The organism is Bradyrhizobium sp. SZCCHNR1051, from assembly GCF_032489615.1.
Lineage (GTDB): Bacteria > Pseudomonadota > Alphaproteobacteria > Rhizobiales > Xanthobacteraceae > Bradyrhizobium.
Genome location: NZ_JAUEYJ010000024.1, coordinates 81,018 through 104,411, shown reverse-complemented (window position 1 = coordinate 104,411; position 23,394 = coordinate 81,018). Strand labels below are relative to the sequence as shown.

The window sequence follows — 23,394 nt, the reverse complement described above, 5'->3', positions numbered from 1 at the left end:
CGCCCGCTCACAGCCAGGCGCACAGCAGCGCCACATTGGCGACGAAGGCGAGCAGCAGCCCAAAGGCGAGCGTCAGCTGGATCCGCCCGCAAAAGATGTGGAGATCGGTTCCCATGAGCTTAACCATCTGGCGATTCTAGCCCCGGAGTCCCACGGATTCTTTTTTCAAAAATTTAGGACTCGTTTACGACTCGGCCGCGCCGAAAAGGCCCCTTTCCTGCCCCAGGCGCGCCAGTGTCTCGCTACACGTGCCGTTCATTCTCGGTTCATCCTTCGCTTCTCTGGAGCTGCTTGGAATGCCCTACGCGCTATTTTGCAACGACGCCAAGTTGAGCAAAGCCTATCCGACCGAAGGGGATGTCTGGCGGCTGGCGCGGCAGAGCGGGCTTGTGGTGGACGTGATGATCAATGCGCGATCGACCGCGCATCTGCAGCTCGACAATGATTACGAGATCAGACCCTGCGCCGCCGAGCCCGAGGAAGATCCCTGGCAGAACCGTGCCGAAGCCGAGCAGGAGTTCAACATCCCGTTCGCATCCTGACCGGCTGCGGCGGAAGCCCGCCTTGGGTCACACGCGGCAGAAGAGATGCACGCCGTTATGCCCGTCCGCTCCCGCGGACGGCTTGCTTTCATCAAAGATTTTTCGACAGACAGACCCGCGATCAGCGGGCAGCCGGAGCTGCAGCTGGAAGGTCGCCATGAAGCCCGTTCTCAGGGCGTCGCCGTCGCCAGCGATACCGTCTCGGCCGGAAGGGCGACACAGGCGCGCTTGCGGCTGACACCGCGGATCGCACCGGTCACCTTCAGAACCTTGCCCGACGGGCAGGACGCGGTTTGCACCAGCGCCACCTCGTAGGGGGCCAGCATCAACGGTTCGGACTTCAGAACGGTCTGGGCGGAGCACGGCAAAACAGCCGCCGACAACAACAGCACGGACACCAAGATACGCATGTGGGATGATCCATCAAACCAGCGGGCTGATAATATCAACTGATGGCGAAAGTTTCACGAAGGTTTGAAAATTTTTTTGCACTGCGTGAGCGATCCCGAAACCGACGGCCAACCGCCGGACAGCAATACACCCGCACCAGATGGCGCGGGCGTGTTGGAAGTGAGGCGTGAACCGGTCCCCGCCGGTAGCCGCCGGCCGCGGGCTCGGTGACCTCGCTTAGTACTTGCTGGCGGCCGGCCCACCCCAGCCGAAGCGGTAGTTCACGCCGACCTTGACCGTGTACTCGTCGCTGTTGAAGCGGCTGCCCACAACCGGAGCCGGCCCACCCGTGAAGGTCGTATTGCCGAAATTGTAGTACTGGTATTCAGCCTTGGCCGACCAGTTCGGCGCGAACATGTATTCGAGGCCAGCGCCGACGGTGTAGCCGCCCTTGGTATTGCCGGACGTGGTGAAGCCCGTCGGCACGCCGGCGACGCTCACCCCGAGATTGTTGCCGTCCCGCCAGGCGTAGCCGCCCTTGGCATAGAGCAAGGCCGGTCCCCAGGTGTAGCCAAGACGGCCGGTGACCGAGCCGAGCTGGTTGGCGCCGGTCGAGGTCACGACCGCAGCCCCCGGGAAGCCGAAATTGGTCGTATTGCGATCCATCCAGCTGTACTGGGCTTCGATGCCGAGCACCCAGTTCGGGGCAAACTGGTAGTCGAAGCCGCCTTGCACGCCGCCGAGGAAGCGGCCGTTGTTGCCTTCCAGGCTGTTATTGCCCGCGAAGGCGCCACCAAGGTGACCACCGAGATAGAAGCCGGTCCAGTTGTAGATCGCCTGGGGCGGCGTGTAGACGGGCGCCTTGGTGTAGGTGCGCGGAGGCATGTCGGCGGCGAAAGCCGGGGCAGCCAATGTGGTCAGGGCCACTGCACTGAATAAAAACCGCTTCATGGGACGTCCCCGTTATTCGTCTGCGACATCTATCGAACATCATGGCCGCATTTGGGTTGCCCGGCGGCGGTGACACAGCTGTGATTGCTGCTGCGGTGTCACCAGAGGGCAACAAAGGCCTTTTGTTCCATAGGCTTCCCGAATATTTCGTGAAGCTGACGCCGCGCCCGATATTTGGTCGCCGCGAGGCGGCAAAGCGTTCGGGCCATCCCCGATTTGTGATCGGGCAAGCCGCTTGGCAAGGTGCTGCGACGACGTGGCAGGCGGCCGAAGACGTCGCGGCCTAACGCGTGAGGCCGGCAAGCTCCGGGAATGGCGCGTAGGTCGACCCGGCACAGAGCTCGCCTGCATCCTCGACCAGACGATCGAACCGGCCGTCGACGTACACCGCCGCGCGCTCCTGCGCCGGACGGTAGCTGCCGTCGGACTCGCGCGCCGCATAGCGGAGGCAGCTCACATAGCGCAGCCGGCCACCGACCGTCCGTTGCACCGGCTCCGCCATGACGCCGTCGCGCACCCCGACCGGATTGTTCAGGTAGGTCCTGAGATAGGACAGGATCTCGCTGCGGTGGTTGGCCGGAAACGGCTGGCTGCCGACGCCACGATCGCCGGTGTAGGAGATGCCGCGATTGTCCTCGCTCATGAACGCGGCGGGACCTCCGCTGGCGCACCCCGCCAACAGCAGCGCCAGCGCGGTTGCCGGCCACCAGCTCGTTCTCCCCATCCCCAAGGCGCCCAACTCTTGAAAGCCAATCCCGCGGCCGTTCTAGCTCAAAGCCGGAGGCCGGGAAATCCGTCCCGGCTCACGCCTTCGTCAAGCCGCTGCCGCCGGAGCGCTCTGGCGCGCTCCGGCGGTCAACGACCAGATCGGCTCTGCGTGACCTTGGCCGGATCAGCCGCGGCGGGTCGCCGGCGTCACGCGCTTGAAGCTCACCTTGTTGTGATGGCTGAGATGCGCCACGTGGCGATGCTTGTGGCGGACAAGCGAGGCATGCGGCTTGGTCTTCGTCTTGCCGACGGTGGGCTTCATCTCGTTCGCCTTGTCGCCGGCCTGCGTCGCGCCCGGCTTGGTGGCGTCGGTCTTGGCCGCATCGGTCTTGCTCACATCGGTCTTCGCGGTGCCAGTGGTCTGGCTGGACTTCGCGGACGTGTCGGTTTTTGCAGGACCAGCAGCGAACGCGGGCGCAGCCAGGATCGACGCGGCGAGCAGAGCAACAGACATTGACTTCAGCATGGTCGTCTCCGTGATGTGAAGATCTGGAGGCACCATCCAGTCTGGATGGGCTCGTGATCATGGAGGCGACGATAGGGAACCGGCACTGAACCGCCCCTGAAGTAAAGTGGTGTTTTCAGTTCATGGACATGAAGGGATAGTCATCGAGGTGACTGGTCTGTCATCATGTCGTCCGTATAATGAACCGATCGCGGCGCAAAATCCGCGCAAATGGCCGGGAATATTTCGCAGCTGCGGGAGTTCTTCTCCGTACGCAGTCACCTGTTGGATCGACAACTCGGGAGATACGAATGAAAAAGTCTGCGATCAGGATTGCCACGCTGGCTCTGTTCTCGATGGCCGTGGCCTCCGGGCCGCTGCTTCTGTCGAAGGCCTATGCCGCGGGCAGCGATACCCCGTCGTCGCCGCCGGCGTCGGATTCGGGCAAGAAGAAGAAGGACAAGAGCTCGAGCATCGAAGATCCGAAGTTCCTGGCGGCCTATCGCACGGCCTACACCTCGATCTACGATCGCGGCGACTACGCCACCGCGATCCAGCAGCTCAAGGCGCTGAACCGCGAGGACGTCGCCGACGTTGCCAACCTGATCGGCTACTCCTATCGCAAGCTCGGCAACTACCAGGCCTCCAAGCAGTACTACGAGCAGGCCCTGGCGGATGATCCGAACCACGTGCGGACCTGGCAGTATTACGGCCTGTGGCAGCTCGAACAGGGCAACCGCGAGCAGGCCAAGTACCACCTCGACAAGGTGGCGCAGCTCGCCGGCACCAACAGCGCAGAATATCGCTCGCTGGCCGACGCGCTCGAGAAGCAGCCGGGCACCGGCCTCGTCTACTAAGACGCGATCGGACCAGATCCGATCTCGACAGTGGCGCAACCCGAAGGGGTTGCGCCATTTTCTTTGTCCGCTGCCCTTCGTCCGCTATGGATGGGATGTCGTGCAGTCCATTTTCATCACGTCTTTTGAACGGGAGATTGCCTCGTGGAGTCCTGGCTGGGCGCAGCACTCGATTACATCAAGGATTGGCTGGCCTTTCAGGTCGCCGTTTCGGAGCAACCCGGCTGCATCCTTGCGATTGCCCATCGCGGTGAGATCGTCCTGGAGGCGGCCTATGGCCACGCCAATCTCGACAGCGGCGAGAAGCTGACGCCGCGGCACCGCTTCCGTATCGCCTCGCACACCAAGGCGTTCACCGCCGCCGGAATCATGCGCCTGCGCGAGCAGAAGCGGTTGAAGCTGGACGATCCGGTCGGCGGCTACGTCAAGGATTTGCATCCGGATGTCGCCGCAGCAACATTGAACCAGCTGCTGTCGCACACGGCGGGCCTGATCCGCGACGGCAAGGATTCCGGCCAGTTCACCGACGGCCGATCCTATCTCGACAAGGACGAGCTGCTGGCCGAGCTGAAGCAGCCGCCGGCGATCGATCCCAACAGCCGGTTCAAATATTCCAACCATGGCTACGGCCTGCTCGGCCTGGTCATCGAGGCGATCACCGGCGAGCCCTACCCGGCCTGGCTGCAGCGCGAGATCATGACGCCGCTGGCCTTGCGCGAAAGCGCGCCCGACATGACGCTGCTCGGCAAGGGTGTCCCGTTCGCGCGCGGGCATTCGCGCATCGTGCCCGTGGGCCGCCGGGTCGTGATTCCCGGCGACAATCCGACCAACGCGATCATGGCGGCCGCCGGCATCGTCGCGACGGCGGCCGACACCGCCCGCTTCTTCGCCCAGCTTGCCCCGAATGCGAAGAAGAGCCTGCTGTCGGTCGCAAGCCGCCGCGAGATGATCCGCCGCCAATGGCGCGTGCCCCAGGACGTCGAAGAGGCCTATTACGGCCTGGCGCTCATGAGCGGGACAACGGCCGGCTTCGACTGGTTCGGCCATGGCGGCGGCTTCCAGGGCTACATCTCGCGAACGTCGGTCATTCCCGCGCGCGAAATTGCGATCACCGTATTGACCAATGCCGTCGACGGCTGGGCGCCCGGCTGGGCCAACGGCGTCAAGTTCATCCTGCAGGCCTTCGCCACCCATGGCGCGCCGTCGCGCAAGACGCGCGATTGGACCGGCCGCTGGTGGACGCTGTGGGGCGCAGTCGATCTCGTCCCGTTCGGCGAGCAGGTCATGGTCGCCAATCCGGTGTTCATCAACCCGTTCCTCGATGCCGCCCGCATCGAGGTGACCGGACGCGACACCGGGCGCATCGTGCAGGCGGCCGGCTATGCCAGCCATGGCGAGGCGGTCAGGCGCGTGCGCACCAAGTCCGGCGTCGGCGAGATCTGGCTCGCCGGCGCACGGATACGGCCCGAGCGCGTCGTGAAGGCCGAGATGGAGCGGAAGTATCCGAAGGGCCGGCGCAAGAAGGACTCATAGCCCGGGTGTCGCTGCACTCATCGGGCCTCCTCCCTGCCCTCCTTCATCAACGCCTCGGCCTCACCGCGGAACGCTTTCCGCGCATCGTCGCGGGAATAGAACATGTGCCCGCCCGGATAGACCACGAGCTTGACCCGCGGCGGTCGCGCGAAGGCCGGCAATTGGTCGAGCAGGATCTTGGAGCCGTAATACGGCGTGGCGAGATCGAACAGGCCGTGGCCGACCAGCAGCTTGAGCTTGGGATCGAGCGCGAGGATCTGCCGGAGCTCGCCGGTGGACTCCGGCGGGCTGATGCTCCGGCCGAAATCCCATGACCGGTTCACGGCCCCGCTCAGCAGCTCGTAGGAGCCGTCGGGGTGCCAGTTCAGCCTGCGCGTCAGCTCGACCGCGGCACTGGTCAGCGGCGCGGTGAGCACATCCCCGGATGGATCGGAGCTGCGCGAGCGACTCGAATCCGGATAGGGATCGATGCCAAGCACCGAGCCGTCATAGCGTCCGGCGATGCGGCCGTTCTTGCGGTCGAACTCGCGGCGAAACTCCGAGACGTCGAACCGGCCGGCCAGCCTGCGGCTGACCGCCTGGTCGATGCCGGTGAGGCTCGCGACCCTGTCGGCGAGCCGGTTGGTGGCTTCCGTATCGGCCTCGCCCTTGACGAGGTCGAGCAGGAAGTCGCCGCTGGCGTAGCGCTCGACGTCGGCAAGATCGGCGCGGGTGACCGGCCCCTTCATCTGCTTGGCGACGGCGGCATAGCTTGGCAGGCTCGCGACATATTGCATCAGGCTCGAGCCGGAATAATCGCGAAAGTCCATCAGTGGTGAGAGCAGGATCAGGCCGCTGACGCCGATCCCCTGGTCATGTTGAAGGTTGTTGACGATCTTCGGACCGCGAATGCCGCCATAGCTCTCGGCCGTGATGAATTTGGGCGAGGCGAGCCGGTCGTGCTTCTCCAGCCAGCGACGCACCACGAGCGACAGCGAACGTACGTCGCCGTCGACCGAGAAGAACCGTTTGCGCACCTCGTCGCCGGTCGCGACGAAACGGCTGTAGCCGGTCCCGACAGGATCGATGAACACGAGATCGGTAAAGTCGAGCCAGGTGTCGGCATTGGGCATCAGCTCCGGCTTCGACGAGGGCGTCACGCTGGCCGCATCGATTCCGATCCGCCACGGACCGGCATTGCCGAGCTGCAGATAGGCGGACGAGGCACCCGGCCCACCGTTGAAGAAGAAGGTCACCGGGCGGCTGGCGCGATCAGCACCATCGAGCTGATAGGAGGTGTAGGCGATGTCGGCCTGCGGCTCGCTCTTGTCGTCGAACAGGCGGATCGAACCGGCAGTCGCCGTGAACGACAGCGTGCGATCGGGCAGCTCGACCTTTTGGGTCGTGGTGGAATCCGCCGGGAGCTTGTGCTGCTCGGCTGCCGATGGCGAGCTCGGCGGGCTTGCGGCGCGATTGCCGGCCGATCCGGTTCGGTGCGCGCCGGGAGCCGTGGTGTCCTGCGCCGCCGGTGGCGCGTCCTGCGCGTATACGGCTTGGCCGGCGAGCAGCGCCGTCAAGGTCAGGGCCATCACACGGGACCACACGACGGACGATCTCGAACCTGCCATCAACTCACTCCCTGGACGATGGATTGGCGCAACGCGCTACCCTTTATCGCTTGCTTTACAAACGCATGAACCGCGGCTTGGGACCAAGCTCAACCAACTCTTCCGTGATCCAGGTCACATCCGGAGCAGTGCCCGTTCTTCGTAAGGTGTGTTATGGGCTCGAACCTCTCCATCGCCTCCGGCGTCCCACCACTGGGACACCCAGGTTTGGGCCAAGAGGCGCGCCGCCGATCGCGATCACGGAGTTCATCATGAAGTTGCCGACGCTCATCATCGCAGCCCTCACCGGGCTCGCCGGACCGGCCATGATTGGACCGCCGGCGGCCTGGGCCGGTCCGCCGGCGGCGCTGGTCGAGGACGTCCAGGGGGATGTGGCCGGCGCCGAGCTGATGGACTATGTCGCGCCCGGCCAGGTGATCAAGCTCGGCCCGGATGGCGCCGTGGTGATGAGCTACCTCAAATCCTGCCGGCGCGAGACGGTCAACGGCGCCGGCAGTGTCACTGTCGGACCCGGCGAAAGCACGGTCGACGGCGCGACGCTCAAGAGCGACATCGTCAATTGCGACGCCAGCCATGCCCAGGTCACCTCGCGTGAGACCAGCGAGGTCGCGGCCACGATCGTGCGCAGCGTCGGACCGGACAGCGCGCCGGTGGCGCAAGCGGTCATCTACAGCGCGTCGCCCATCTTCGAGGCCAAGGGGCGCGGCACGCTGACCGTCGAACGGCTCGACCAGCCCGGCGAGCGCCAGCAGGTCGAGCTCTCGGGCCGGCAATACAAGGGACGATTCTACGATTTCGCCGGCACCAGTCACCCGCTTACTCCCGGCGGCACCTATGTCGCGAGCTTCAGCAACGCGCGCATCGTCTTCAAGGTCGACGCACAGGCCAAGGCGGGCCCCGGCCCTGCGGTCGGGCGATTGATCCGGTTCAACTGAGACCGAAAGCTCTTGTCGGTGGCGATCGGACGCCGGACGCGCGACGCGGTTGCCGTCATCGCCATTGCGCTGGCGTGCGCGGGCCTGTTCGTGTCGCCGGCCTTCGAGCGCGGCCGCGGCCTGTCGCTGGACGCGCTGACATGGCTGCACTTCGAGACCTTCGGCAACCGCCACGATGCAGCAGCGAGCCCGGCCGTGGTCATCGCGGTCGACGAGGAGAGCTATCAAGCGCCCCCCTTCAAGGGCGCGCCGCTGTTGACCTGGACCGGCGAGATCGGGCGCGTGATGACGGCCGTCCTCGACGGCGGCGCCAAGGTGGTCGGCTTCGACATCGTGTTCCAGACATCGATCGAGCAGTCGGAGATTCCGCTCGGCGACAGCACCCTTGGCGAGAAGACGCGCGGCTTCGATCGCGACTTCCTGCGCGCGCTCGCTGCCGCGGCCGCCGGCGGCAAGGTGGTGCTGGGCGAGATTTTTGCCGAGCCGCCGATCCTGCCCGCGCCCGGCCAGCGCATCGCGGTGCGCCAGCAGCAGAACCTTCGTCCGCTCAACACCTATACCGACAGCGATGATGTCGTCCGCCGCCATCCGTTGACGCTGTCCGTCGATGGCAAGGCAGTTCCGAGCATGGCGCTGGAATTGGCGGGGCGCGCAACCGGCACCGCGCCGGTCATTGCCGCTGATGGCGTCACACTCGGTGAGTACAAGGTGCCCGGCAGCGTGCCGGGCACCATGACCCTGAATTTCGCCGGCGGCGCCCAGGACATCCCGACGTACTCGTTCGCCGATTTGCGCGCCTGCGTGCTCAAGGGCGACAAGGACTATTTCCGCCGCGAGTTCGCCGGCAAGGTCGTCCTGCTTGGCACCGTCGGGATCGAGGATCGGCGGCTCACCTCGAAGCGCTTCGCGACCCGCGCCGAGGGCGCGCGCCGGCCGCGCTGCGTGCTGGACGAGCGCAGGATCACCGAGACGTTCGCCCGCAGCACCATTGCCGGCGTCTACATCCACGCCACGGCGGTGAACAATCTGGTGCGGCAGGACGCGGCCACCGAGCTCGGACGCCCAGCAATCTTCGCCATCGCCGCAACCATCGCCCTGCTGGCTGCGCTGCTCGCCCGATTGCTGCGCCCCGCCTCTGCAGCGGCCATCCTGGCAGGGCTCGCGCTGCTCTACACCGCGCTCGCCGCCGCCTTCTTCGACCATGCCTACGCGCTGCCCTTGACGGAGCCGCTCGCGGCCGGCGTGCTCGCGCTGGCTGCGACCACCGGCTATCGCTTCATGGTCACCGACAAGGACCGCAGGCTGCTGCAGAAGAGCTTTGCCTATTATCTCGCACCGCACGAGATCGACCGCATGCTGGCCTCGCGCCGGCTGCCGCAGCTCGGCGGCGAGACCCGCGAGGTCACCGTATTCTTCTCCGACATCGAGGGCTTCTCGCGCCTCGCCGAGCAGATGACGCCGGAGCAGCTCATGGCGCTCACCAATGAATATCTCTCGGCCATGACCGACGTCATCGAAAGCCACGACGGCTATGTCGACAAATACATCGGCGACTCCGTGGTCGCCGTGTTCGGCGCTCCGCTCGACGATCCCGACCATGCACGCAGCGCGGCGCGTGCGGCGCTCGACTGCAAGGCGAAGCTCGCCGAGCTCAACCTGATGTCGACGGCATTCCAGGGCATCAAGGTGGCGCAGCGCATCGGCATCAACAGCGGCGCCGCGCTGGTCGGCAATTTCGGCTCGCAACGCCGCTTCAACTATTCCGTCATGAGCGACGCCGTGAACGTGGCCTCGCGGCTCGAGGGCGCCAACAAGTTCTACGGCACCACGATCATTGCCTCCGAGAGCACGGTGACGCTCGCCGGAAACGAGTTTGCCTGGCGCGAGCTCGACACCATCCGGGTCAAGGGGCGCGAGCAGTCGTTGAAGATCTACGAGCTGCATGGCCGCGCAGCCGAGCTCACGCCGGAGGAACAGGCTCTCCTCACCGGCTACGCCGCAGGCCTCGCGCATTGGCGCGCCGGCGAACTGCCGCAAGCGGTCGACTGCTTCGCGCGGGGCGCACCGAGCGATGCTCCAAGCCACTTCTTCGCGGAGCGGGTGAAAGCAACCTTTGGGACCGGCTCCTTGGCCTGGGACCCCGTGCGCAGCCTGCAGGAAAAATGACGCGGCGATGACGGCCGCGCGTGCGCGCACTTCCGGGCCATATCAGCCTCATCCCGGCCCCATTGCCCCGGGATACCGGCCGCGATGGACAAGCACGGGCAAGGTCGGCTAGACGACACGGCGCCTGTCACCGGCCAACCGACCAGCGAGCCCTGCGACGCATGACCACGTCCAAGCGATATGAGCGGATCGCCTTCGTCGCGAGTCCGAGTGCCGAAGCCCAGGCCGCACTGACGCAGCTCTCCGCGCTGTACGGCAACTCCGATCCGGACCTGGCGGACGTCGTGGTCGCGCTCGGCGGCGACGGCCTGATGCTGCAGACGCTGCACGACCACATGCGCTCGGGAAAGCCGATCTACGGCATGCATCGCGGCACGGTCGGCTTCCTGATGAACGAGTTCAGCACGATCGATCTGCACGGACGGCTCGAAGCGGCGCAGGAATCGGTGATCCATCCGCTGCTGATGCGGGCGACCGATGCCGCGGGCGTCGTTCACATCCACCACGCCATCAACGAGGTCTACCTGTTTCGCCAGACGGCGCAGACCGCGCGGCTGCGCATCCTGATCGATGAGCGCGAGCGCATGCCGGAGCTGATCGCCGACGGCGTGCTGGTGGCGACGCCCGCCGGCTCCACGGCCTATAATCTCTCGGTGCAGGGCCCGATCCTGCCGATCAACGCCGCGCTGCTGGCGCTGACGCCGATCAGCGCCTTCCGGCCGCGGCGCTGGCGCGGCGCCCTGCTTCCGAACACGGCCTATGTGATCATCGAGGTGCTCGAAGGCGACAAGCGCCCAGTCGCGGCGGTGGCGGATCATGACGAGGTCCGCAACGTTCAGCGAGTCGAGGTGCTCTCGGACAAGACGATCTCGATGCGGATGCTGTTCGACGCCGGCCACAGCCTGGAAGAGCGGATCCTGAGCGAGCAGTTCGGCTACTGACATCGGGCGCTTTTCCGCGCCTTTTTCCTCCTTCGCCGCCCTGGGCAACGCTTTGTTAACCCGCGGCTCCGTATGGTTAATGCGGGTATACCGCCATCACCGGTGATCCTTTCAGGCCGGCCAAATGTACCGCATCGACTTCAACAAGCTGCGCTTTCTCGTCTGCGACGACAACCCGCACATGCGCCGTATCCTGCGCACGCTGCTGCATTCGTTCGGCGCCCGCGAGGTCAACGAGGCCGAGGACGGCGCGACCGCGCTCGAGATGTATACTCATTTCTCCCCGGACATCGTCATCACCGACTGGGCGATGCCGATCTTCGACGGGCTCGAGCTCGCGCAGATGATCCGCCAGCCGGAAGCCAAGGGCAATCCCTACGCGCCGATCATCATGCTGACGGGACATTCCGAGAAGCGCCGCGTCACCGTCGCGCGCGATGCCGGCGTGACGGAATTCCTCGCCAAGCCGATCTCGGCGAAGGGACTGTATCAGCGCATCCTCAACGTGGTTGCCAATCCGCGTCCGTTCATCAAGACCAAGACCTACTTCGGTCCGGACCGGCGCCGCAACACCAACACCGCTTATATCGGGCCGGAGCGCCGGATCGGCGGCGAGGCCGAGATCTTCCAGCAACCGTCACTTCTGGATAAGGCGCGCTCCGCGGTTTAAGAGCGCGGCAGTGAGCCCGCGTTAACGCAATCCGGGGATCGACGCCCAGAGCGCCCAGTTCCTCGGCTATGAATCGGGGCAATGAGTCGATTTGCGTTGGTCGGCATCATCAGGGGATATCGAGATGGCGAAAGACAAGGCCCCGGCGATCCAGGTCAAGACCTACGCCTCGCATCACGTCATCACCCAGCCCAATCCGCTGAAGCAGGTGCTGCGCCGCGCCGAGGAGAAGGATCTCGACGATCCTATCGCGCGCGCGGAAGCCGCGCTTGCCGGGCTATCCGGCGAGTTCAAGTCGTGGATGGACACCGAGGCCGATCGCCTGACAAAGGCTTACGGTGCCGTTCTGAACAATGGCTTCGACGACGACGCCTGCGAGGAGATGTTCCGCGCCGCCCACGACATCAAGGGCGATGCCGCGACCTTCGGCTATCCCGCGGCCGCCGAGGTCGCCGACAGCCTGTGCCGGATCATCGAGCACGCGCCGGATCTCGAAAAGGTCCCCGTCGAGCTGTTCGAGCATCACGTCAACGCCATCCAGGCGATCGTGCATGATCATACGAAGTACCACAGCCCGACCGTCGCTGCCGAATTGAGCCGCCGGCTGCGCCGCGTCGCCGACGACTACCTGCTCCAGGTCAACCGCAACCGGCCGGAGCATCTCGAAGCGATCCTGGCGCCGAGCCTGGTGCCGAGCGATCAGCCGTAATCGGATGGCGATCACGTAGGGTGGGCAAAGCCGCCGCCGCAAAGCGGCGGCAGCGTGCCCACCATGGATCAGCAATCTCTGCGGCAAGTCGGTGGGCACGGCGCCACCGCGCGCTCGAACGTGGCGATATCTGCGACGCGCCTTTGCCCACCCTACGGCAGCGGACGCGCCTCACGCCGCGATCAGTCCGAACTCCAGCCCGGCCACGAAATCCTCCGCCATCACCTCGTCGCAGAACTCGCGGGCCTCGTCGCGGGCGGATTCGGTGGCGAAGCGGCGCAGCAGGATCAGCAACGGCTCGGCGGCATCACGGTCGGTGGCGCAATGGGTGAGCACGCGCTCCACCATCTTGCGGCGCAGGATCGCTGCTCCGCTCAAGGTGTCGGCAAATCCATTCTCGCGGCAGACTTCGAGCGCGATGCTGAACGCGTCGAAGGTGGTGTCGGGAATGCCCGCCTTGCGCAGCAGCCCCTGCAGGCTGGCGCGGCCGCGATCGTTGAGCAGCGCCGACACCCGGGCCCGCGGCATGTCGGCGAGCTCCGACAGCGCGATCTCGAACAATTCGACGTTGCCGGAGAGAAGTGCGCGCAGGATCAGGCCCGCGGTGAGTTGCGAGGTTGCACGCAGATGCTGGACCAGCCCGCGCAGCTCCTCGCCGCGCGACCGCGCCGCGATGGTAATGGTCGAGCGGTCGCGCGCCTCATTGGTGATGCGCCCTGCTTTGTCGGCACTGAGCCAATTCCTGGCGACGACGAACTGCGCCAGTGTCTCGGAGAGCTTGTCGACCAGCGCCGCCCGCGTCGCGGCCGGCAGGTCGTCCAGGACCAGCATCGCTTCGCGGATGGCGGCGAGATGGCCGTGGCGCTCGACGATGCGGTCCCAGGAGAACGGCGCTAGCTCGGCATAGGCGTTCTCGATCAGCTCGAGCGCGGCGGCGGCGCTGCCGACTTCGGCGATCGCGGCGCAGACCGGCGCCGGCAGGCCGACGCGGCGCGCGATCGCGCATTGTGTGTCGGAGTTGCCGGTCGCGACGATGTCGACGAGGTCGGCATCGATCAGCAGCGGCGAATGTTCGAGGATGATGGCGGCGACAGAAGCCTGGTCCGTGGCGAGCGCCTGGACGATGGCGGCCGGCGCCTCCTCCGAGCGGGCGAACACCTCCGCCATGGCCTGACGCACCAACGGCGACGGATCGTCCAACAGCATGAGGAGCGCGCCCTCCGCGGCGCCGCGATCCTCATCGCAGAGATCCGACAACAACCACGCCCGCGCGAGCGCCCTGGTGGCCTCTGCCCGCTCACCGGCGGGTGCGGTTCTGACCCAACTGAGAAACTGCCGAACGATCATGGTCTTTCCGGCTTACGCAACTTGCAGACAAAGGCCACGAGGGCCTCAACAGCACCGAAAATAAACCACGACGCTTAACAAAGCGTTCACCATAAGTAGCTGGTTTTGTTGATGTTTTGTTAAGGAGGGAAATTAAAACTATATTATGCTACCTCTGAATGTCTCATTTGGCCGTAATCCAACGGGCGAAATGCGGCCGCCGCCGGCAGTGCAAGCCGTGGCGAAAGGTCGAAAATAGTTCTTTTTGATCAATGGTTCAGCGACGAGTGCGGACCGCCTTAGCCGGCACATCAGCCCGAAAAGGTGCCGTGGGGATCGCTGAACAGGTCGAGTCTGCGCTGGCCATTGCCGCCGCCATCGTTACCGCCGCCCTCCGACGAGGCCGCGCTAGCGACCGATGAGCGGCCCCACAATTCGCGGACGGTCGGCGAGACCGCCTGGCTCGACTGGCCGTCAACCTGGAATAGCGAGCGAAACATCGGGTCCGCCGGCCGGTTGGCGGCCGATGCGTCGGCCGTCGTCGAAGATGCGGCTTGCGACGAGCCGCGCGCATCCGGAAACATCGACAGGAAGGTGGCGGTGTCCGTCGTCGGCAGCGCACCACCGCCGGCCGCATTGGCCGCGACATTCGCCGATGCCCCTCCATAAAGGGCGAGCGCCCCGCGCGTCGCCGAGGAGTTGGCGGCGCCGGCATAGCGCGTGTTCAGCACCGCATAGACCTGGGACACGCTGCGGGCTTGTCCGTCGCGATCGTAGAAGATCGGCCGGTTGGCCGCGGCGGCGCTGGGAAACATCCGCGCGGCCGACGCATTCGGCGTCTCTTGGGTGCTGGTGATCAGCTTCGCGGCGCCGCCGACACCCATGAAGTGCGCCATGTAGAGCTCGGCATCGGTCGGCCGACGGCCGATCTTGCCGGCGAGCTGGAAGCTGTTCGATTGCGTGAGCGCAGCGGCCATCGCGGACGACGCCTGCGGATCGTCGCGCAGCTTCATGATCGCCTGCCGCATTCCGGGATCGCTGACCGTGTAGTCGCCGGACGATGTCCGGGTGATCGCGTCGGCATATTGGCCATAGCCGAGATCGGCGCCGGCTTCCTTCACCGTGCCGAGCCAGGTCTGGTCGATGAACTGGTAGAGCCCGCGCGCTGATGACGTCGAGGCGCCGGCGGTCGGATTGAAGTCCGACTCCATCTTGGCGGTCGACAACAGATATTCGAAGCTGGTGCCGACGCTGTCCGCGGCCTGCTTGATCGCGCCGGCGACCTTCGCCCGGACGCCATCGAGGAAACCGGTGGACGAGGAGTTGGATGCGTCGACCGACATGGGAAGACCCGCTGTTTGCAGATTCGCTGGCAGACGAACGCGCCGGAAACGTCCGGCAAAATGCGGCGGGTATGGTTAATGGCGGGTTAATTCGCAGGGCCCGACCGGGCCAATGAACGACCGGGCACGTCAGGACGCAGGTCGCTGGCCTACTTGCGATAGACCTCGGCGGGATCGAACAGCCTGTCGGCATCGACGAACACGAGCCGCGCGCCGCTGCCGTCATCCGATCGCTCGACCTTGCGATAGAAGCAGGAATGGCGGCCGGTGTGGCACGCCGCGCCGGCCTGCTCGACGCGCAGCCAGACCGCGTCCTGGTCGCAATCGGTGCGCATCTCGACCACGCGCTGAGTCTGGCCCGAGCTCTCACCCTTGCGCCACAACGCATTGCGCGAGCGGCTGAAATACCAGGCTTCGCCGGTCGCCACCGTCTTGCGCAGGGCCTCCTCGTTCATGTGGGCGACCATCAGCACGTCGCCGCTCACGGCATCGGTCGTCACACAGGTGACGAGGCCGGCCGCGTCGAACTTGGGCAGGAAGGCCAAGCCCTCCTCGCGCTCAACTGAGGATGAAGACACGAAACTCTCTGCTCAACGGGTTGGCAGGCTTACCGTTGCGGCGACCGCACCATGGACAGGAAGCGCGACTGCTCGGCCGGATTGTCCCTGAACATGCCGGTGAAGCGGCTGGTGAAGGTGATGGCGCCGTGCTTGGCGACGCCCCGCACCGACATGCAGGTGTGCTCGGCCTCGATCATGACGGCGACGCCGCGCGGCTTCAGCACCTCGTCGATCGCGGCCGCGATCTGGGCGGTGAGATGCTCCTGGGTCTGCAGGCGGCGGGCGAAGATGTCGGTCAGGCGCGCCAGCTTGGACAGGCCGACCACCCGCTCGACCGGCGTATAGGCGATATGCGCGCGACCGTAGAAGGGCATCATGTGATGCTCGCATTGCGACGTGAACTCGATGTCGCGAATCAGCACGAAGTCGTCGTAGCCGGCGGTCTCGCCGAAGGTGCGGTCGAGCACCTCGGCCGGGCACTGGTGATAGCCCTGGTACAGCTCGTCATAGGCCTCGACGACCCGGCGCGGCGTATCGACCAGCCCCTCGCGGGTCGGATCCTCGCCGATGTAATTCAACAGCGTATAGACTGCGGCCTCGGCCTCGGCCCGCGACGGCCTGGCACGGTCGGGCCGCACGGCGGCAGCGAGAAACTCGGCGGGATCGAGCTCTGCAGCGCGAGCGTCAGTCAGCTTGGCGTCTAACGGCTTGCCCTCGGGCTTGTTCGCACGCAACGTCTTGATCAAAGTGTCCATCTCAACTCCGTTCGACCGGTCGGCGGTCCGACCGGAGTGTCACCGGCACAGCATCACCTTGAGGGCGTCACCTGCAGAGGTGCCACACGCAGGCTTGGCGCCTCTCGCGCCGGACGCCTGTGGATGTGGCTGGAATTCCTGCCAATCGTTTCCATATACTCGCAATATAGGGCGATGAAACCCGGCCGCCAAGGCCGCCACGCCGGTAATTCCGGGACGTCAGGCACATGCTGAACGACATCTACAACAAGCGCATCATCGAGCTCGCCGGCAACATTCCGCGGCTCGGACGGCTGGACCACCCGGACGCCACTGCCACCGCCCATTCCAAGCTGTGCGGCTCGACCGTCAAGGTCGACCTCAAGATGGACGGGCCCGTGGTGACCGACTTCGCCCATGACGTGAAGGCCTGCGCCCTCGGCCAGGCCTCCTCTTCGATCATGGCCCGCCACGTCGTCGGTTCCAGCGCCGCGGAGCTGCGCGAGCTGCGGGAGACGGTCCGGAGGATGCTGAAGGAGAACGGTGCGCCGCCGGAGGGCAAATGGGCCGACATTGCCCTGCTTGAGCCGGTGCGAGACTACAAGGCCCGCCACGCCTCCACGATGCTGACGTTCGACGCCGTGGTGGATGCCATCGGCCAGATCGAGGCCAAGACCAACGGCGAGCAGCCGGCCGCGGCTCAGGGCTGAGGCGGCACCGCTTCCCACCCGTGCGTGCAGACTGACAGATCCATAGCCCGCATGAGCGCACCGGCATGCGGGAGCGGTCGTCGGCAAGCTCATGATTGGACGCGGAGGTCCGGCTCGCCCCGGCGACGTCGATGCCTATTGCTGCGGCGTCGTGGCGACCGTCGCTGGCGGCAGAGCCTCGGCGGTACGCGACAGTTGCCCCTTGTCGCGGTCCAGCGCCACGGAGAAGCGGTCCTGCTGCTTGTCCTTGGCCTGCGGCTTCTGTGCGAGCTCGGCGACCGGCACGGCCCCCTTCGGCGGCAGCACCTCGGCAACCAGATCCGTGGTCACGACGTTGGTGAGCCGCAGCTCGGCGCGTGACAGCTCATGCAGGTCCTCCCAGGGCGGCACGTTCAGCGCCAGCGACAGCAGATCGCCCGCTCCGCCCATCTCGAAGGTGTATTTGGCGAGACGCCCGATGTCGCGCTCGACGATCATCAGGTCCTGCGCCGTATAGCTCGCCGCCTTGGCGTCGTCGGCGCGGTCTCCCATCCAGATCTGGTGAACGCGGACATGGGCCGTGTCCGGAACATAACGCGTGGTTCCAGCCAGCAGCAGGAACACGCACATCGACTCGCAATAGGCCTCGGGCATGACGCGCGGCCGGTCACCCGCGCGGCTCGGACGCTGGGTCATGCCGACGGTGGTGCGCATCTTCAGCCCACGGAACCGGCGGCCCAAGGTGATGGCGTCGTTGACCGAGCCGCCGCTGGAGTCGAGCACCAGGGTGGCCCCCGTCAGGTCGCGATCCCTCGCGAAATCCTCGAAATCCTTCGGCGTATCGCCGGTGACGATCCCAACCGCACTGACCCAGCCGCAATTCGGCTCGCAGGCGACCCAACCGAACCGCATCGGGAGTTTGCGCTCTTCGAGCGCGCCGCCGGCGCGCGCCGTGTTTGACATGATGGTGATCGCGCTACCGACCACCGCACCAAGCGCTGCAACACCAAGTAGCATCCAGCGCAATTCACGCGACCGCAGCAATCTCACGCGCAATCCGTCCCCCTCGTCAAGCTCGGTACGCAGTTCCTCAGTTTTCTCGCGGAAAGACCTGACAACCTGGCCTCAAATCCGTTATTAGTCTGTCACATCCTTGTCGGGAAACGTATCCGGGCAATCACCGACCGTCCAGCTGCGGCGTGCTGCGGCGCCGCTGAAAACCGGCCATTGTTGCATCACATCACCACAAATGAACGCGAGCCGGGTTCCCTGCCGAGGAACCGGTCAAAAGTTCGCACATCCATCTGGCATCGCGCTCATGAAGCACTCATGCTCTGACATCGGCTGCCATTCTGCGCACATCGGGTCGCTGCTGGCCCGACTCCCGCGGCGCGCTGCTCACGCGCTGATCTGGCTGTACCGCCACACATTGTCGCCGCTGGTCGGCTACAATTGTCGGCACCTGCCGACCTGCTCGGTCTATGCCGATGAGGCCATCGAACGCTTCGGACTCTGGGCGGGCGGGTGGATGACGCTCGCCCGTCTGCTGCGCTGCCAGCCCTTTGGCACCTCGGGCATCGACAACGTCCCAACAACGGCTCCCGCAGGCGCTCACTGGTATCTGCCTTGGCGCTACGCGCGATGGCGCGGCGTCAACGGCCCGGGCTGATGTGCAGCGCAACAGACGTCGCGCTCGTCAATTGATCTGCAGCACATGGCCCTGGCGAAATCTCGGGCTACGATTATTCTTACGTCACGAGCCGGCGCTCCCATCAGGAACCGCGCTGCCTCGACCTGCATTGATGTGATGCTTCCTTCGGGAGGAAAACAACGATGCGCTGGACAATCAGCCCCAGAAGCAACCGTTCCCGCAAGAGCATCGGTCCCGATCAGGCCGGCCACCACGACGCACGCCAGGTGGATCTACTCTGCATCATCGCTTTGTTGATCGTCATTGTCGGTGCCTGGCGCTATCTTGCCGACAGCACCGCCCTGCCCCCGCCGACGACGTCCTACATCGTGCCCAGCCAGAGCGTGCACTGGTGATATTCACCCCCTACCATCTCGGCCAGAAGATGAAATCGTCGCGCCGCGGCGGCGGATAGAGAGGAACCGGCTCCAGCGGCCGCGGCACGCGCCGGGCGCGCGGCGGTGGCTGGTAATCCGTTTCTGCAGGGGCGCTCGCTTCGGCCGAGACCGTCGCGTCGGCCGGAGGCGATCTCACCGCAAGCAGGACATTCGATTCACGCGTGCGCCAACGATAGCCGATCCCGAATTCCAGCGGCTGCGCACGCTCGAACAGCCTCGCATAGCTCCTCTGGTACATGTCCGGGAATTTGTCGATCGGCCCGGCATAGCGCCCGAACGGCAGGAAACGCCAGGCCCGCGCCTCATAGCTCGCGAGCGGGATGCCGGAATCGTCCTGGATGACGGTGGCGCTGTTCTTCAGCAGCCAGCTGCGGACCCGTGCGAAGCCGTTCTCATGCAACAGATAAGACGCGCTCTTCAGGAGACTGTCGCCCGGCCCCAGCGGCTCGCAGAACTTGAACAACCCACTGGCCTTCACGCCGGAATCGGAGAGATCAGCGGAGAAGTAGTAGAGCGTCTTCGCGACCCCGTCGGCGCCGGCAAACAGGATGCGCGCGCCCTTGGTCGCATTGCGCGTCGGCGGCTCGTTGTTTCCGTGCAATCCGCCATTCTCGTCCAACCAGATCAGACTGGCCTCGCGGATCGTCTTGCCGGTGCGCGCCAGGAAGACGTAGAGGATTGGCAAGGTCCCTTCGAGTTCGCCTTCGCGCAAGTCGACCTTCATGTCCCTGGTGATAAAGAAGGAGAAACTCAGGATCGATTGCAACGAGCGTTCGACATAGGACAGCGCAGGGCCGATGCTGCCTCGGGGCAATCTGGTCAGGTCCGGGATCGGGCCGGTCGGCTCGAGCGCCACCAGGACATAGGTCGTTGCCTTCGGATGAAAGGCATCGGCATAGAGAAAATCCGGCCCGGAGAAGAAATAGAACATCGCCGGCCGCGGCGCGGCCAGATTGGCATCCGCCCAGGCCCTGATCTTCGACAATTGTCGCTGCTCGAGCTGATTGAAGGCGTTGTCGAAGAACGCCGCGTGCCGCCGCCATGCCGGATCCTGCACGAAGGGCACGAGCGGCGAGCCCGCCGCTGGCGCCATGCCCGCCAGCACCCGCGCCGTATCGTCCGGCGTGATGGTCTGAGCTCGAGCCTCGAAGCTCATGGCAAGGATCAGACATGCGACGGCGAACCAGACTCTCGAGGCCAACAGCATTTCAATCCGAACCCGATGCGAGCGTTGCGGTGATACGGCGCGATCGCGCGTGAGCGAGCCAATAGATCAGCAATCCCGACGCCATTGCGCCTGCGCCGAGCCCTGCCTGCAAGGGCCGCGTCGCGACGAGATAGTACATCATGAAGAAGGTCACGCTGAGGAAGATCAACGGCGTGACCGGATAGCCCCAGGCGCGGTAGGGTCGCGTGAGTTCGGGCTGCGCGATGCGCAGCTTGAACAGTCCGAGCACAGCGAGAAACGAGCAGGACAAGAGCGAGAACTGGACGAGATCCAGCACCGCCTCGAAGCTCTCCGTGAACAGCATCAGGGTGGCCACCGTGAGCTGGAACAGGACGGCATATGCCGGCGCCCCGTTGCGCGAGCGCCGCGCGAACACCGACAGCGCCGGAATGTCCTCGCCCATTGTCATCAGCACGCGCGGGCCGATCCACATCATCGCGGCAATGGAAGGAACCAGTCCGATGCAGATCATCGCGGCCACGAAGCGCCCGCCGGTCTCGCCGAAGATATGACTGCCCGCGATGCTCGCGACCTGGAGTTGGCCCGCGAGCGCGTCCATCGGTGCGGCTCGCAGGAAAACCGCGTTGAGCGCAATGTAGAGCACCAGAACGATCACCGTGCCCAACAGCAGCGCGCGCGGCAAGGTCCGCTCCGGCGCATGCAACTCGCCGATGATGTAAGTCGCCGCGTTCCAGCCGGAGAACGCGTACATCACGAACACCAGTCCGGTCGCGAACGCCGCGCTCGTCACGTGACCGACATCGGTCACGGTTGGCAGGAACGTCACCGGTTGCGGGGTGGCGATGGTGTAGCCGGCGATCAGGAAGGCGGTGATGAGCCCGAGCTTCAGCACGGTCGACAACAGCTGGAAACGGCTCGACTGCCTGATGCCGCCGAGTTGCACTGCTGTCACGAGCCAGACAGCGCCGGTGGCGAGCAGCAGCGGCGGAGCGCCCGGGATGACGGCACGACCATATTCTCCGAACGCCATGGCCGCGAGCGCCACCGGCGCCGCGAAGCCCACCGTCGCCGAGACCCACCCGGCCATGAAGCCGATCGCCGGGTGGAACGCCCGCGTGAGAAAATTGTACTCGCCGCTCGAGCGCGGAAACATCGTGCCGAGTTCGGCATAGGACAGTGCCCCGCAGATCGACACCAATCCCCCGACCGCCCACAGCACCAGAATGGAGAAGCCCGACGGGATGTCCCGGACCTGGAAGCCGAGGCTGGTGAAGACGCCGACCCCGATCATGTCGGCGATGACGATAGCAGTCGCGACCGGAAGCGACACGGATGGAACCCGGTCGCCGTCTGTCCGGCCCCGGCCGGGATCGTCCGCCTCGGATGCAGCCATCTCGTCGAAGGACGCCCGGCGCCCCTTCCTCTGCCTCGGCCCAGGTTCCCGCCGAAGCATTCAAACATCGTTAACGGGCGTTAAATATGACCTTCATCAAGGGTATTTATGAACCGATTTCGGACAGGCTGGGCTGCGACATTGCATTGGGTCGCCAGGCGTCCCACAATCGCGACACGTTCGCGTGGTGTGTCCCGGTGCGCCCGGGGTTGACCGGACACGATCCTTAACGCGACCTCAATTTCGGCGGCGCAGGTTGAACGAAATCCGCTGGTTGAAGAGCCGTGTTGCGCTCGAACTCGTCTTTGGGGACGGATGATCGGGGAAGACCATAACGTCTTGAGGTCTGTGCGCAGAGGTTGGTGCCTCTGGTGGCGCGCGGCATTCGCGCTGGCGATCTGCCTTTCGTTCACGCATTGCGGCAAGGCCCCCAATCCCGAGGCGTTGGCCGCCAACGCGTCGACGGCCCAGGGGCTGACCTTCGACGATCGTTTTCCGGCACCTGAATTCAGCGACCGTTTCCCGTCTGCGCAGGAGAGCTTTCGGCTTCACACGCCCTCCGACTTCGCCCCGAAGCCGGCGCCCTCTCAGATCGCATCGCTGGAGCCGCAGCGGCCGGGACGGCCGCAGCGTGAGGAACTGACGACCCTCGTCAGCATGAAGTCGTCGGCCTTTCCCTATTTCGGCAACAATCCGGCGTCCGACGCACCGTTCCTGAACGTCAGCAGCGGTGAGCGCCGCGGCCACCGCAGCTTCTCCGGCCGCGTCTACTGGCAGGACCAGACCTACAACGACAGCCGTGTGCTGGTGCACGTCCCCGAACAATTCGATGTGCGCAAGCCGGGCGTGATCGTCGTGTTCTTCCATGGCAACGGCGCCACGCTGGAGCGCGACGTGCGCGACCGCCAGTTGGTGCCGCAGCAGATCACCGCGGCCGGCGTCAACGCGGTGCTGCTCGCGCCGCAGATGGCCGTCGACGCCGCCGATTCGAGCGCCGGCAAGTTCTGGCAGCCCGGCGGCTTCAAGCGCTTCATGGACGAGGCCGCGGCCAGCCTCGCCCGCCTGACCGGCGATCCAGCAAGCGCGAAGACTTTCGCCGGCATGCCCATCGTAATCGTCGGCTACAGCGGCGGCTTCCTCCCCACGGCATGGAGCCTCGAGGTCGGCGGCATCAGCGACCGCGTGCGCGGCGTCGTGCTGCTCGATGCGGTCTACGGCCAGCTCGACAAGTTCGCCAACTGGATCGAGCGCAACCGCTCCGGCTTTTTCATCAGCTCCTACACGCGCTATACCGCGCGGCATGATCAGGAGCTGATGACGATGCTGCGCGATCGCGGCATCCAGGTCTCCGAGGACATGGACCGGCCGCTGCGCCCGGGCAGCGTCGTCTTCGTCGAGACCGACGAGGGCATCACCCATCGCGACTACGTCACGCAGGCCTGGACTCGCAACCCGATCAAGGATGTGCTGGTCAAGATGGCGGCCGCCCAGCCGCCGATCCGGATTGCGGCCGGAGCCCAGGACATGTCGAACCGCGTGTCGAGCCGCTGAGAGAGCG

Annotated in this window: 25 protein-coding genes; 12 read left to right on the top strand and 13 right to left on the bottom strand. The window is 65.5% G+C overall.

Annotated features, from left to right (window positions below):
* Nucleotides 1–7 precede the first annotated feature (7 nt).
* Nucleotides 8–115 carry a hypothetical protein gene (locus QW868_RS26960; RefSeq protein WP_041750859.1) on the bottom strand — a complete coding sequence of 36 codons (108 nt, stop codon included), beginning with the start codon at nucleotides 113–115 and terminating at the stop codon, nucleotides 8–10.
* Nucleotides 116–296: 181 nt separating this feature from the next.
* On the opposite strand from QW868_RS26960, the gene QW868_RS26955 reads away from it, so the two are divergent.
* Nucleotides 297–542 (top strand): hypothetical protein, encoded by a 246-nt coding sequence (locus QW868_RS26955; protein ID WP_315714645.1) that lies wholly within the window; start codon nucleotides 297–299, stop codon nucleotides 540–542.
* Nucleotides 543–712: 170 nt separating this feature from the next.
* Here QW868_RS26955 and QW868_RS26950 read toward each other — a convergent pair whose 3' ends face one another.
* The 4 genes from QW868_RS26950 to QW868_RS26935 form a co-directional block, all read right to left on the bottom strand.
* On the bottom strand, nucleotides 713–952 hold the full coding sequence (locus QW868_RS26950) for a DUF6719 family protein (RefSeq protein ID WP_315737532.1): 240 nt from the start codon (nucleotides 950–952) through the stop codon (nucleotides 713–715).
* A 217-nt stretch (nucleotides 953–1,169) separates the two neighbouring features.
* Nucleotides 1,170–1,883 carry a porin family protein gene (locus tag QW868_RS26945; protein ID WP_316231940.1) on the bottom strand — a complete coding sequence of 238 codons (714 nt, stop codon included), beginning with the start codon at nucleotides 1,881–1,883 and terminating at the stop codon, nucleotides 1,170–1,172.
* Between the two features lie 283 nt (nucleotides 1,884–2,166).
* The gene (locus tag QW868_RS26940) at nucleotides 2,167–2,613 is read right to left on the bottom strand and encodes a hypothetical protein (RefSeq protein WP_316231939.1); all 447 of its coding nucleotides are present in this window, start codon (nucleotides 2,611–2,613) and stop codon (nucleotides 2,167–2,169) included.
* Nucleotides 2,614–2,775: 162 nt separating this feature from the next.
* The gene (locus tag QW868_RS26935) at nucleotides 2,776–3,117 is read right to left on the bottom strand and encodes a hypothetical protein (RefSeq protein WP_315771107.1); all 342 of its coding nucleotides are present in this window, start codon (nucleotides 3,115–3,117) and stop codon (nucleotides 2,776–2,778) included.
* Between the two features lie 290 nt (nucleotides 3,118–3,407).
* Here QW868_RS26935 and QW868_RS26930 point away from each other — a divergent pair, with 290 nt between their 5' ends.
* Together QW868_RS26930 and QW868_RS26925 are read left to right on the top strand one after the other, a co-directional pair.
* The gene (locus tag QW868_RS26930) at nucleotides 3,408–3,953 is read left to right on the top strand and encodes a tetratricopeptide repeat protein (RefSeq protein WP_315737528.1); all 546 of its coding nucleotides are present in this window, start codon (nucleotides 3,408–3,410) and stop codon (nucleotides 3,951–3,953) included.
* Nucleotides 3,954–4,097: 144 nt separating this feature from the next.
* A complete protein-coding gene (locus QW868_RS26925; protein ID WP_316231938.1) occupies nucleotides 4,098–5,486 on the top strand; it encodes a serine hydrolase domain-containing protein in 1,389 nt (462 codons plus the stop codon).
* A 17-nt stretch (nucleotides 5,487–5,503) separates the two neighbouring features.
* Here the strand turns inward: QW868_RS26925 and QW868_RS26920 are convergent, their stop codons facing one another.
* Entirely contained in the window at nucleotides 5,504–7,093 is a 1,590-nt protein-coding gene (locus QW868_RS26920; RefSeq protein ID WP_316231937.1) for a S10 family serine carboxypeptidase-like protein, read from the bottom strand.
* Nucleotides 7,094–7,344: 251 nt separating this feature from the next.
* On the opposite strand from QW868_RS26920, the gene QW868_RS26915 reads away from it, so the two are divergent.
* The 5 genes from QW868_RS26915 to QW868_RS26895 all read left to right on the top strand — a co-directional run bounded on the left by QW868_RS26915 (nucleotide 7,345) and on the right by QW868_RS26895 (nucleotide 12,514).
* Entirely contained in the window at nucleotides 7,345–8,028 is a 684-nt protein-coding gene (locus QW868_RS26915; protein WP_316231936.1) for a hypothetical protein, read from the top strand.
* A 12-nt stretch (nucleotides 8,029–8,040) separates the two neighbouring features.
* Nucleotides 8,041–10,194, top strand: a complete 2,154-nt coding sequence (locus QW868_RS26910; RefSeq protein ID WP_316231935.1) for an adenylate/guanylate cyclase domain-containing protein — start codon at nucleotides 8,041–8,043, stop codon at nucleotides 10,192–10,194.
* A gap of 161 nt (nucleotides 10,195–10,355) precedes the next feature.
* Nucleotides 10,356–11,135, top strand: a complete 780-nt coding sequence (locus tag QW868_RS26905; protein WP_315714654.1) for an NAD kinase — start codon at nucleotides 10,356–10,358, stop codon at nucleotides 11,133–11,135.
* A 124-nt stretch (nucleotides 11,136–11,259) separates the two neighbouring features.
* Complete coding sequence (locus QW868_RS26900) at nucleotides 11,260–11,805, top strand: response regulator (RefSeq protein ID WP_172107934.1); 546 nt, start codon at nucleotides 11,260–11,262, stop codon at nucleotides 11,803–11,805.
* 124 nt (nucleotides 11,806–11,929) lie between these two features.
* Nucleotides 11,930–12,514 carry an Hpt domain-containing protein gene (locus QW868_RS26895; protein WP_315754073.1) on the top strand — a complete coding sequence of 195 codons (585 nt, stop codon included), beginning with the start codon at nucleotides 11,930–11,932 and terminating at the stop codon, nucleotides 12,512–12,514.
* A 171-nt stretch (nucleotides 12,515–12,685) separates the two neighbouring features.
* Here the strand turns inward: QW868_RS26895 and QW868_RS26890 are convergent, their stop codons facing one another.
* The 4 genes from QW868_RS26890 to folE all read right to left on the bottom strand — a co-directional run bounded on the left by QW868_RS26890 (nucleotide 12,686) and on the right by folE (nucleotide 16,498).
* On the bottom strand, nucleotides 12,686–13,861 hold the full coding sequence (locus QW868_RS26890) for a DUF2336 domain-containing protein (protein ID WP_315776675.1): 1,176 nt from the start codon (nucleotides 13,859–13,861) through the stop codon (nucleotides 12,686–12,688).
* A gap of 290 nt (nucleotides 13,862–14,151) precedes the next feature.
* A complete protein-coding gene (locus tag QW868_RS26885) occupies nucleotides 14,152–15,183 on the bottom strand; it encodes a lytic transglycosylase domain-containing protein (protein WP_315737521.1) in 1,032 nt (343 codons plus the stop codon).
* 149 nt (nucleotides 15,184–15,332) lie between these two features.
* Nucleotides 15,333–15,761, bottom strand: coding sequence for a phosphoribosyl-AMP cyclohydrolase (gene hisI, locus QW868_RS26880; RefSeq protein WP_315749472.1), 429 nt, complete (start codon nucleotides 15,759–15,761; stop codon nucleotides 15,333–15,335).
* Between the two features lie 29 nt (nucleotides 15,762–15,790).
* Complete coding sequence (gene folE / locus QW868_RS26875) at nucleotides 15,791–16,498, bottom strand: GTP cyclohydrolase I FolE (RefSeq protein WP_315737519.1); 708 nt, start codon at nucleotides 16,496–16,498, stop codon at nucleotides 15,791–15,793.
* A 227-nt stretch (nucleotides 16,499–16,725) separates the two neighbouring features.
* Between folE and QW868_RS26870 the strand changes: the two genes are divergently transcribed.
* Nucleotides 16,726–17,187: an iron-sulfur cluster assembly scaffold protein gene (locus QW868_RS26870; RefSeq protein WP_315798710.1), complete on the top strand. Its 462-nt coding sequence runs from the start codon at nucleotides 16,726–16,728 to the stop codon at nucleotides 17,185–17,187.
* Nucleotides 17,188–17,322: 135 nt separating this feature from the next.
* Here the strand turns inward: QW868_RS26870 and QW868_RS26865 are convergent, their stop codons facing one another.
* Complete coding sequence (locus QW868_RS26865; RefSeq protein WP_315780744.1) at nucleotides 17,323–18,222, bottom strand: hypothetical protein; 900 nt, start codon at nucleotides 18,220–18,222, stop codon at nucleotides 17,323–17,325.
* A gap of 262 nt (nucleotides 18,223–18,484) precedes the next feature.
* Between QW868_RS26865 and yidD the strand changes: the two genes are divergently transcribed.
* Together yidD and QW868_RS26855 are read left to right on the top strand one after the other, a co-directional pair.
* Nucleotides 18,485–18,835, top strand: a complete 351-nt coding sequence (gene yidD / locus QW868_RS26860) for a membrane protein insertion efficiency factor YidD (RefSeq protein ID WP_315780742.1) — start codon at nucleotides 18,485–18,487, stop codon at nucleotides 18,833–18,835.
* Between the two features lie 164 nt (nucleotides 18,836–18,999).
* Nucleotides 19,000–19,212 carry a hypothetical protein gene (locus tag QW868_RS26855; protein ID WP_315737515.1) on the top strand — a complete coding sequence of 71 codons (213 nt, stop codon included), beginning with the start codon at nucleotides 19,000–19,002 and terminating at the stop codon, nucleotides 19,210–19,212.
* A gap of 10 nt (nucleotides 19,213–19,222) precedes the next feature.
* Here QW868_RS26855 and QW868_RS26850 read toward each other — a convergent pair whose 3' ends face one another.
* Together QW868_RS26850 and QW868_RS26845 are read right to left on the bottom strand one after the other, a co-directional pair.
* On the bottom strand, nucleotides 19,223–20,461 hold the full coding sequence (locus tag QW868_RS26850; RefSeq protein ID WP_410051331.1) for a hypothetical protein: 1,239 nt from the start codon (nucleotides 20,459–20,461) through the stop codon (nucleotides 19,223–19,225).
* 1 nt (nucleotide 20,462) lies between these two features.
* Nucleotides 20,463–21,836 carry an APC family permease gene (locus tag QW868_RS26845; RefSeq protein ID WP_315737728.1) on the bottom strand — a complete coding sequence of 458 codons (1,374 nt, stop codon included), beginning with the start codon at nucleotides 21,834–21,836 and terminating at the stop codon, nucleotides 20,463–20,465.
* A gap of 348 nt (nucleotides 21,837–22,184) precedes the next feature.
* Between QW868_RS26845 and QW868_RS26840 the strand changes: the two genes are divergently transcribed.
* A complete protein-coding gene (locus tag QW868_RS26840) occupies nucleotides 22,185–23,387 on the top strand; it encodes an alpha/beta hydrolase (protein ID WP_410051330.1) in 1,203 nt (400 codons plus the stop codon).
* Nucleotides 23,388–23,394 lie beyond the last annotated feature (7 nt).

Bases quoted from the DNA above. Each gene is read 5' to 3' on its own strand.
- QW868_RS26960 (WP_041750859.1), bottom strand. From the start codon at position 115: ATGGGAACCGATCTCCACATCTTTTGCGGGCGGATCCAGCTGACGCTC.
- QW868_RS26955 (WP_315714645.1), top strand. From the start codon at position 297: ATGCCCTACGCGCTATTTTGCAACGACGCCAAGTTGAGCAAAGCCTAT.
- QW868_RS26950 (WP_315737532.1), bottom strand. From the start codon at position 952: ATGCGTATCTTGGTGTCCGTGCTGTTGTTGTCGGCGGCTGTTTTGCCG.
- QW868_RS26945 (WP_316231940.1), bottom strand. From the start codon at position 1,883: ATGAAGCGGTTTTTATTCAGTGCAGTGGCCCTGACCACATTGGCTGCC.
- QW868_RS26935 (WP_315771107.1), bottom strand. From the start codon at position 3,117: ATGCTGAAGTCAATGTCTGTTGCTCTGCTCGCCGCGTCGATCCTGGCT.
- QW868_RS26930 (WP_315737528.1), top strand. From the start codon at position 3,408: ATGAAAAAGTCTGCGATCAGGATTGCCACGCTGGCTCTGTTCTCGATG.
- QW868_RS26920 (WP_316231937.1), bottom strand. From the start codon at position 7,093: ATGGCAGGTTCGAGATCGTCCGTCGTGTGGTCCCGTGTGATGGCCCTG.
- QW868_RS26915 (WP_316231936.1), top strand. From the start codon at position 7,345: ATGAAGTTGCCGACGCTCATCATCGCAGCCCTCACCGGGCTCGCCGGA.
- QW868_RS26905 (WP_315714654.1), top strand. From the start codon at position 10,356: ATGACCACGTCCAAGCGATATGAGCGGATCGCCTTCGTCGCGAGTCCG.
- QW868_RS26900 (WP_172107934.1), top strand. From the start codon at position 11,260: ATGTACCGCATCGACTTCAACAAGCTGCGCTTTCTCGTCTGCGACGAC.
- QW868_RS26895 (WP_315754073.1), top strand. From the start codon at position 11,930: ATGGCGAAAGACAAGGCCCCGGCGATCCAGGTCAAGACCTACGCCTCG.
- QW868_RS26890 (WP_315776675.1), bottom strand. From the start codon at position 13,861: ATGATCGTTCGGCAGTTTCTCAGTTGGGTCAGAACCGCACCCGCCGGT.
- QW868_RS26885 (WP_315737521.1), bottom strand. From the start codon at position 15,183: ATGTCGGTCGACGCATCCAACTCCTCGTCCACCGGTTTCCTCGATGGC.
- folE (WP_315737519.1), bottom strand. From the start codon at position 16,498: ATGGACACTTTGATCAAGACGTTGCGTGCGAACAAGCCCGAGGGCAAG.
- QW868_RS26870 (WP_315798710.1), top strand. From the start codon at position 16,726: ATGCTGAACGACATCTACAACAAGCGCATCATCGAGCTCGCCGGCAAC.
- yidD (WP_315780742.1), top strand. From the start codon at position 18,485: ATGAAGCACTCATGCTCTGACATCGGCTGCCATTCTGCGCACATCGGG.
- QW868_RS26855 (WP_315737515.1), top strand. From the start codon at position 19,000: ATGCGCTGGACAATCAGCCCCAGAAGCAACCGTTCCCGCAAGAGCATC.
- QW868_RS26850 (WP_410051331.1), bottom strand. From the start codon at position 20,461: ATGCTGTTGGCCTCGAGAGTCTGGTTCGCCGTCGCATGTCTGATCCTT.
- QW868_RS26845 (WP_315737728.1), bottom strand. From the start codon at position 21,836: ATGGCTGCATCCGAGGCGGACGATCCCGGCCGGGGCCGGACAGACGGC.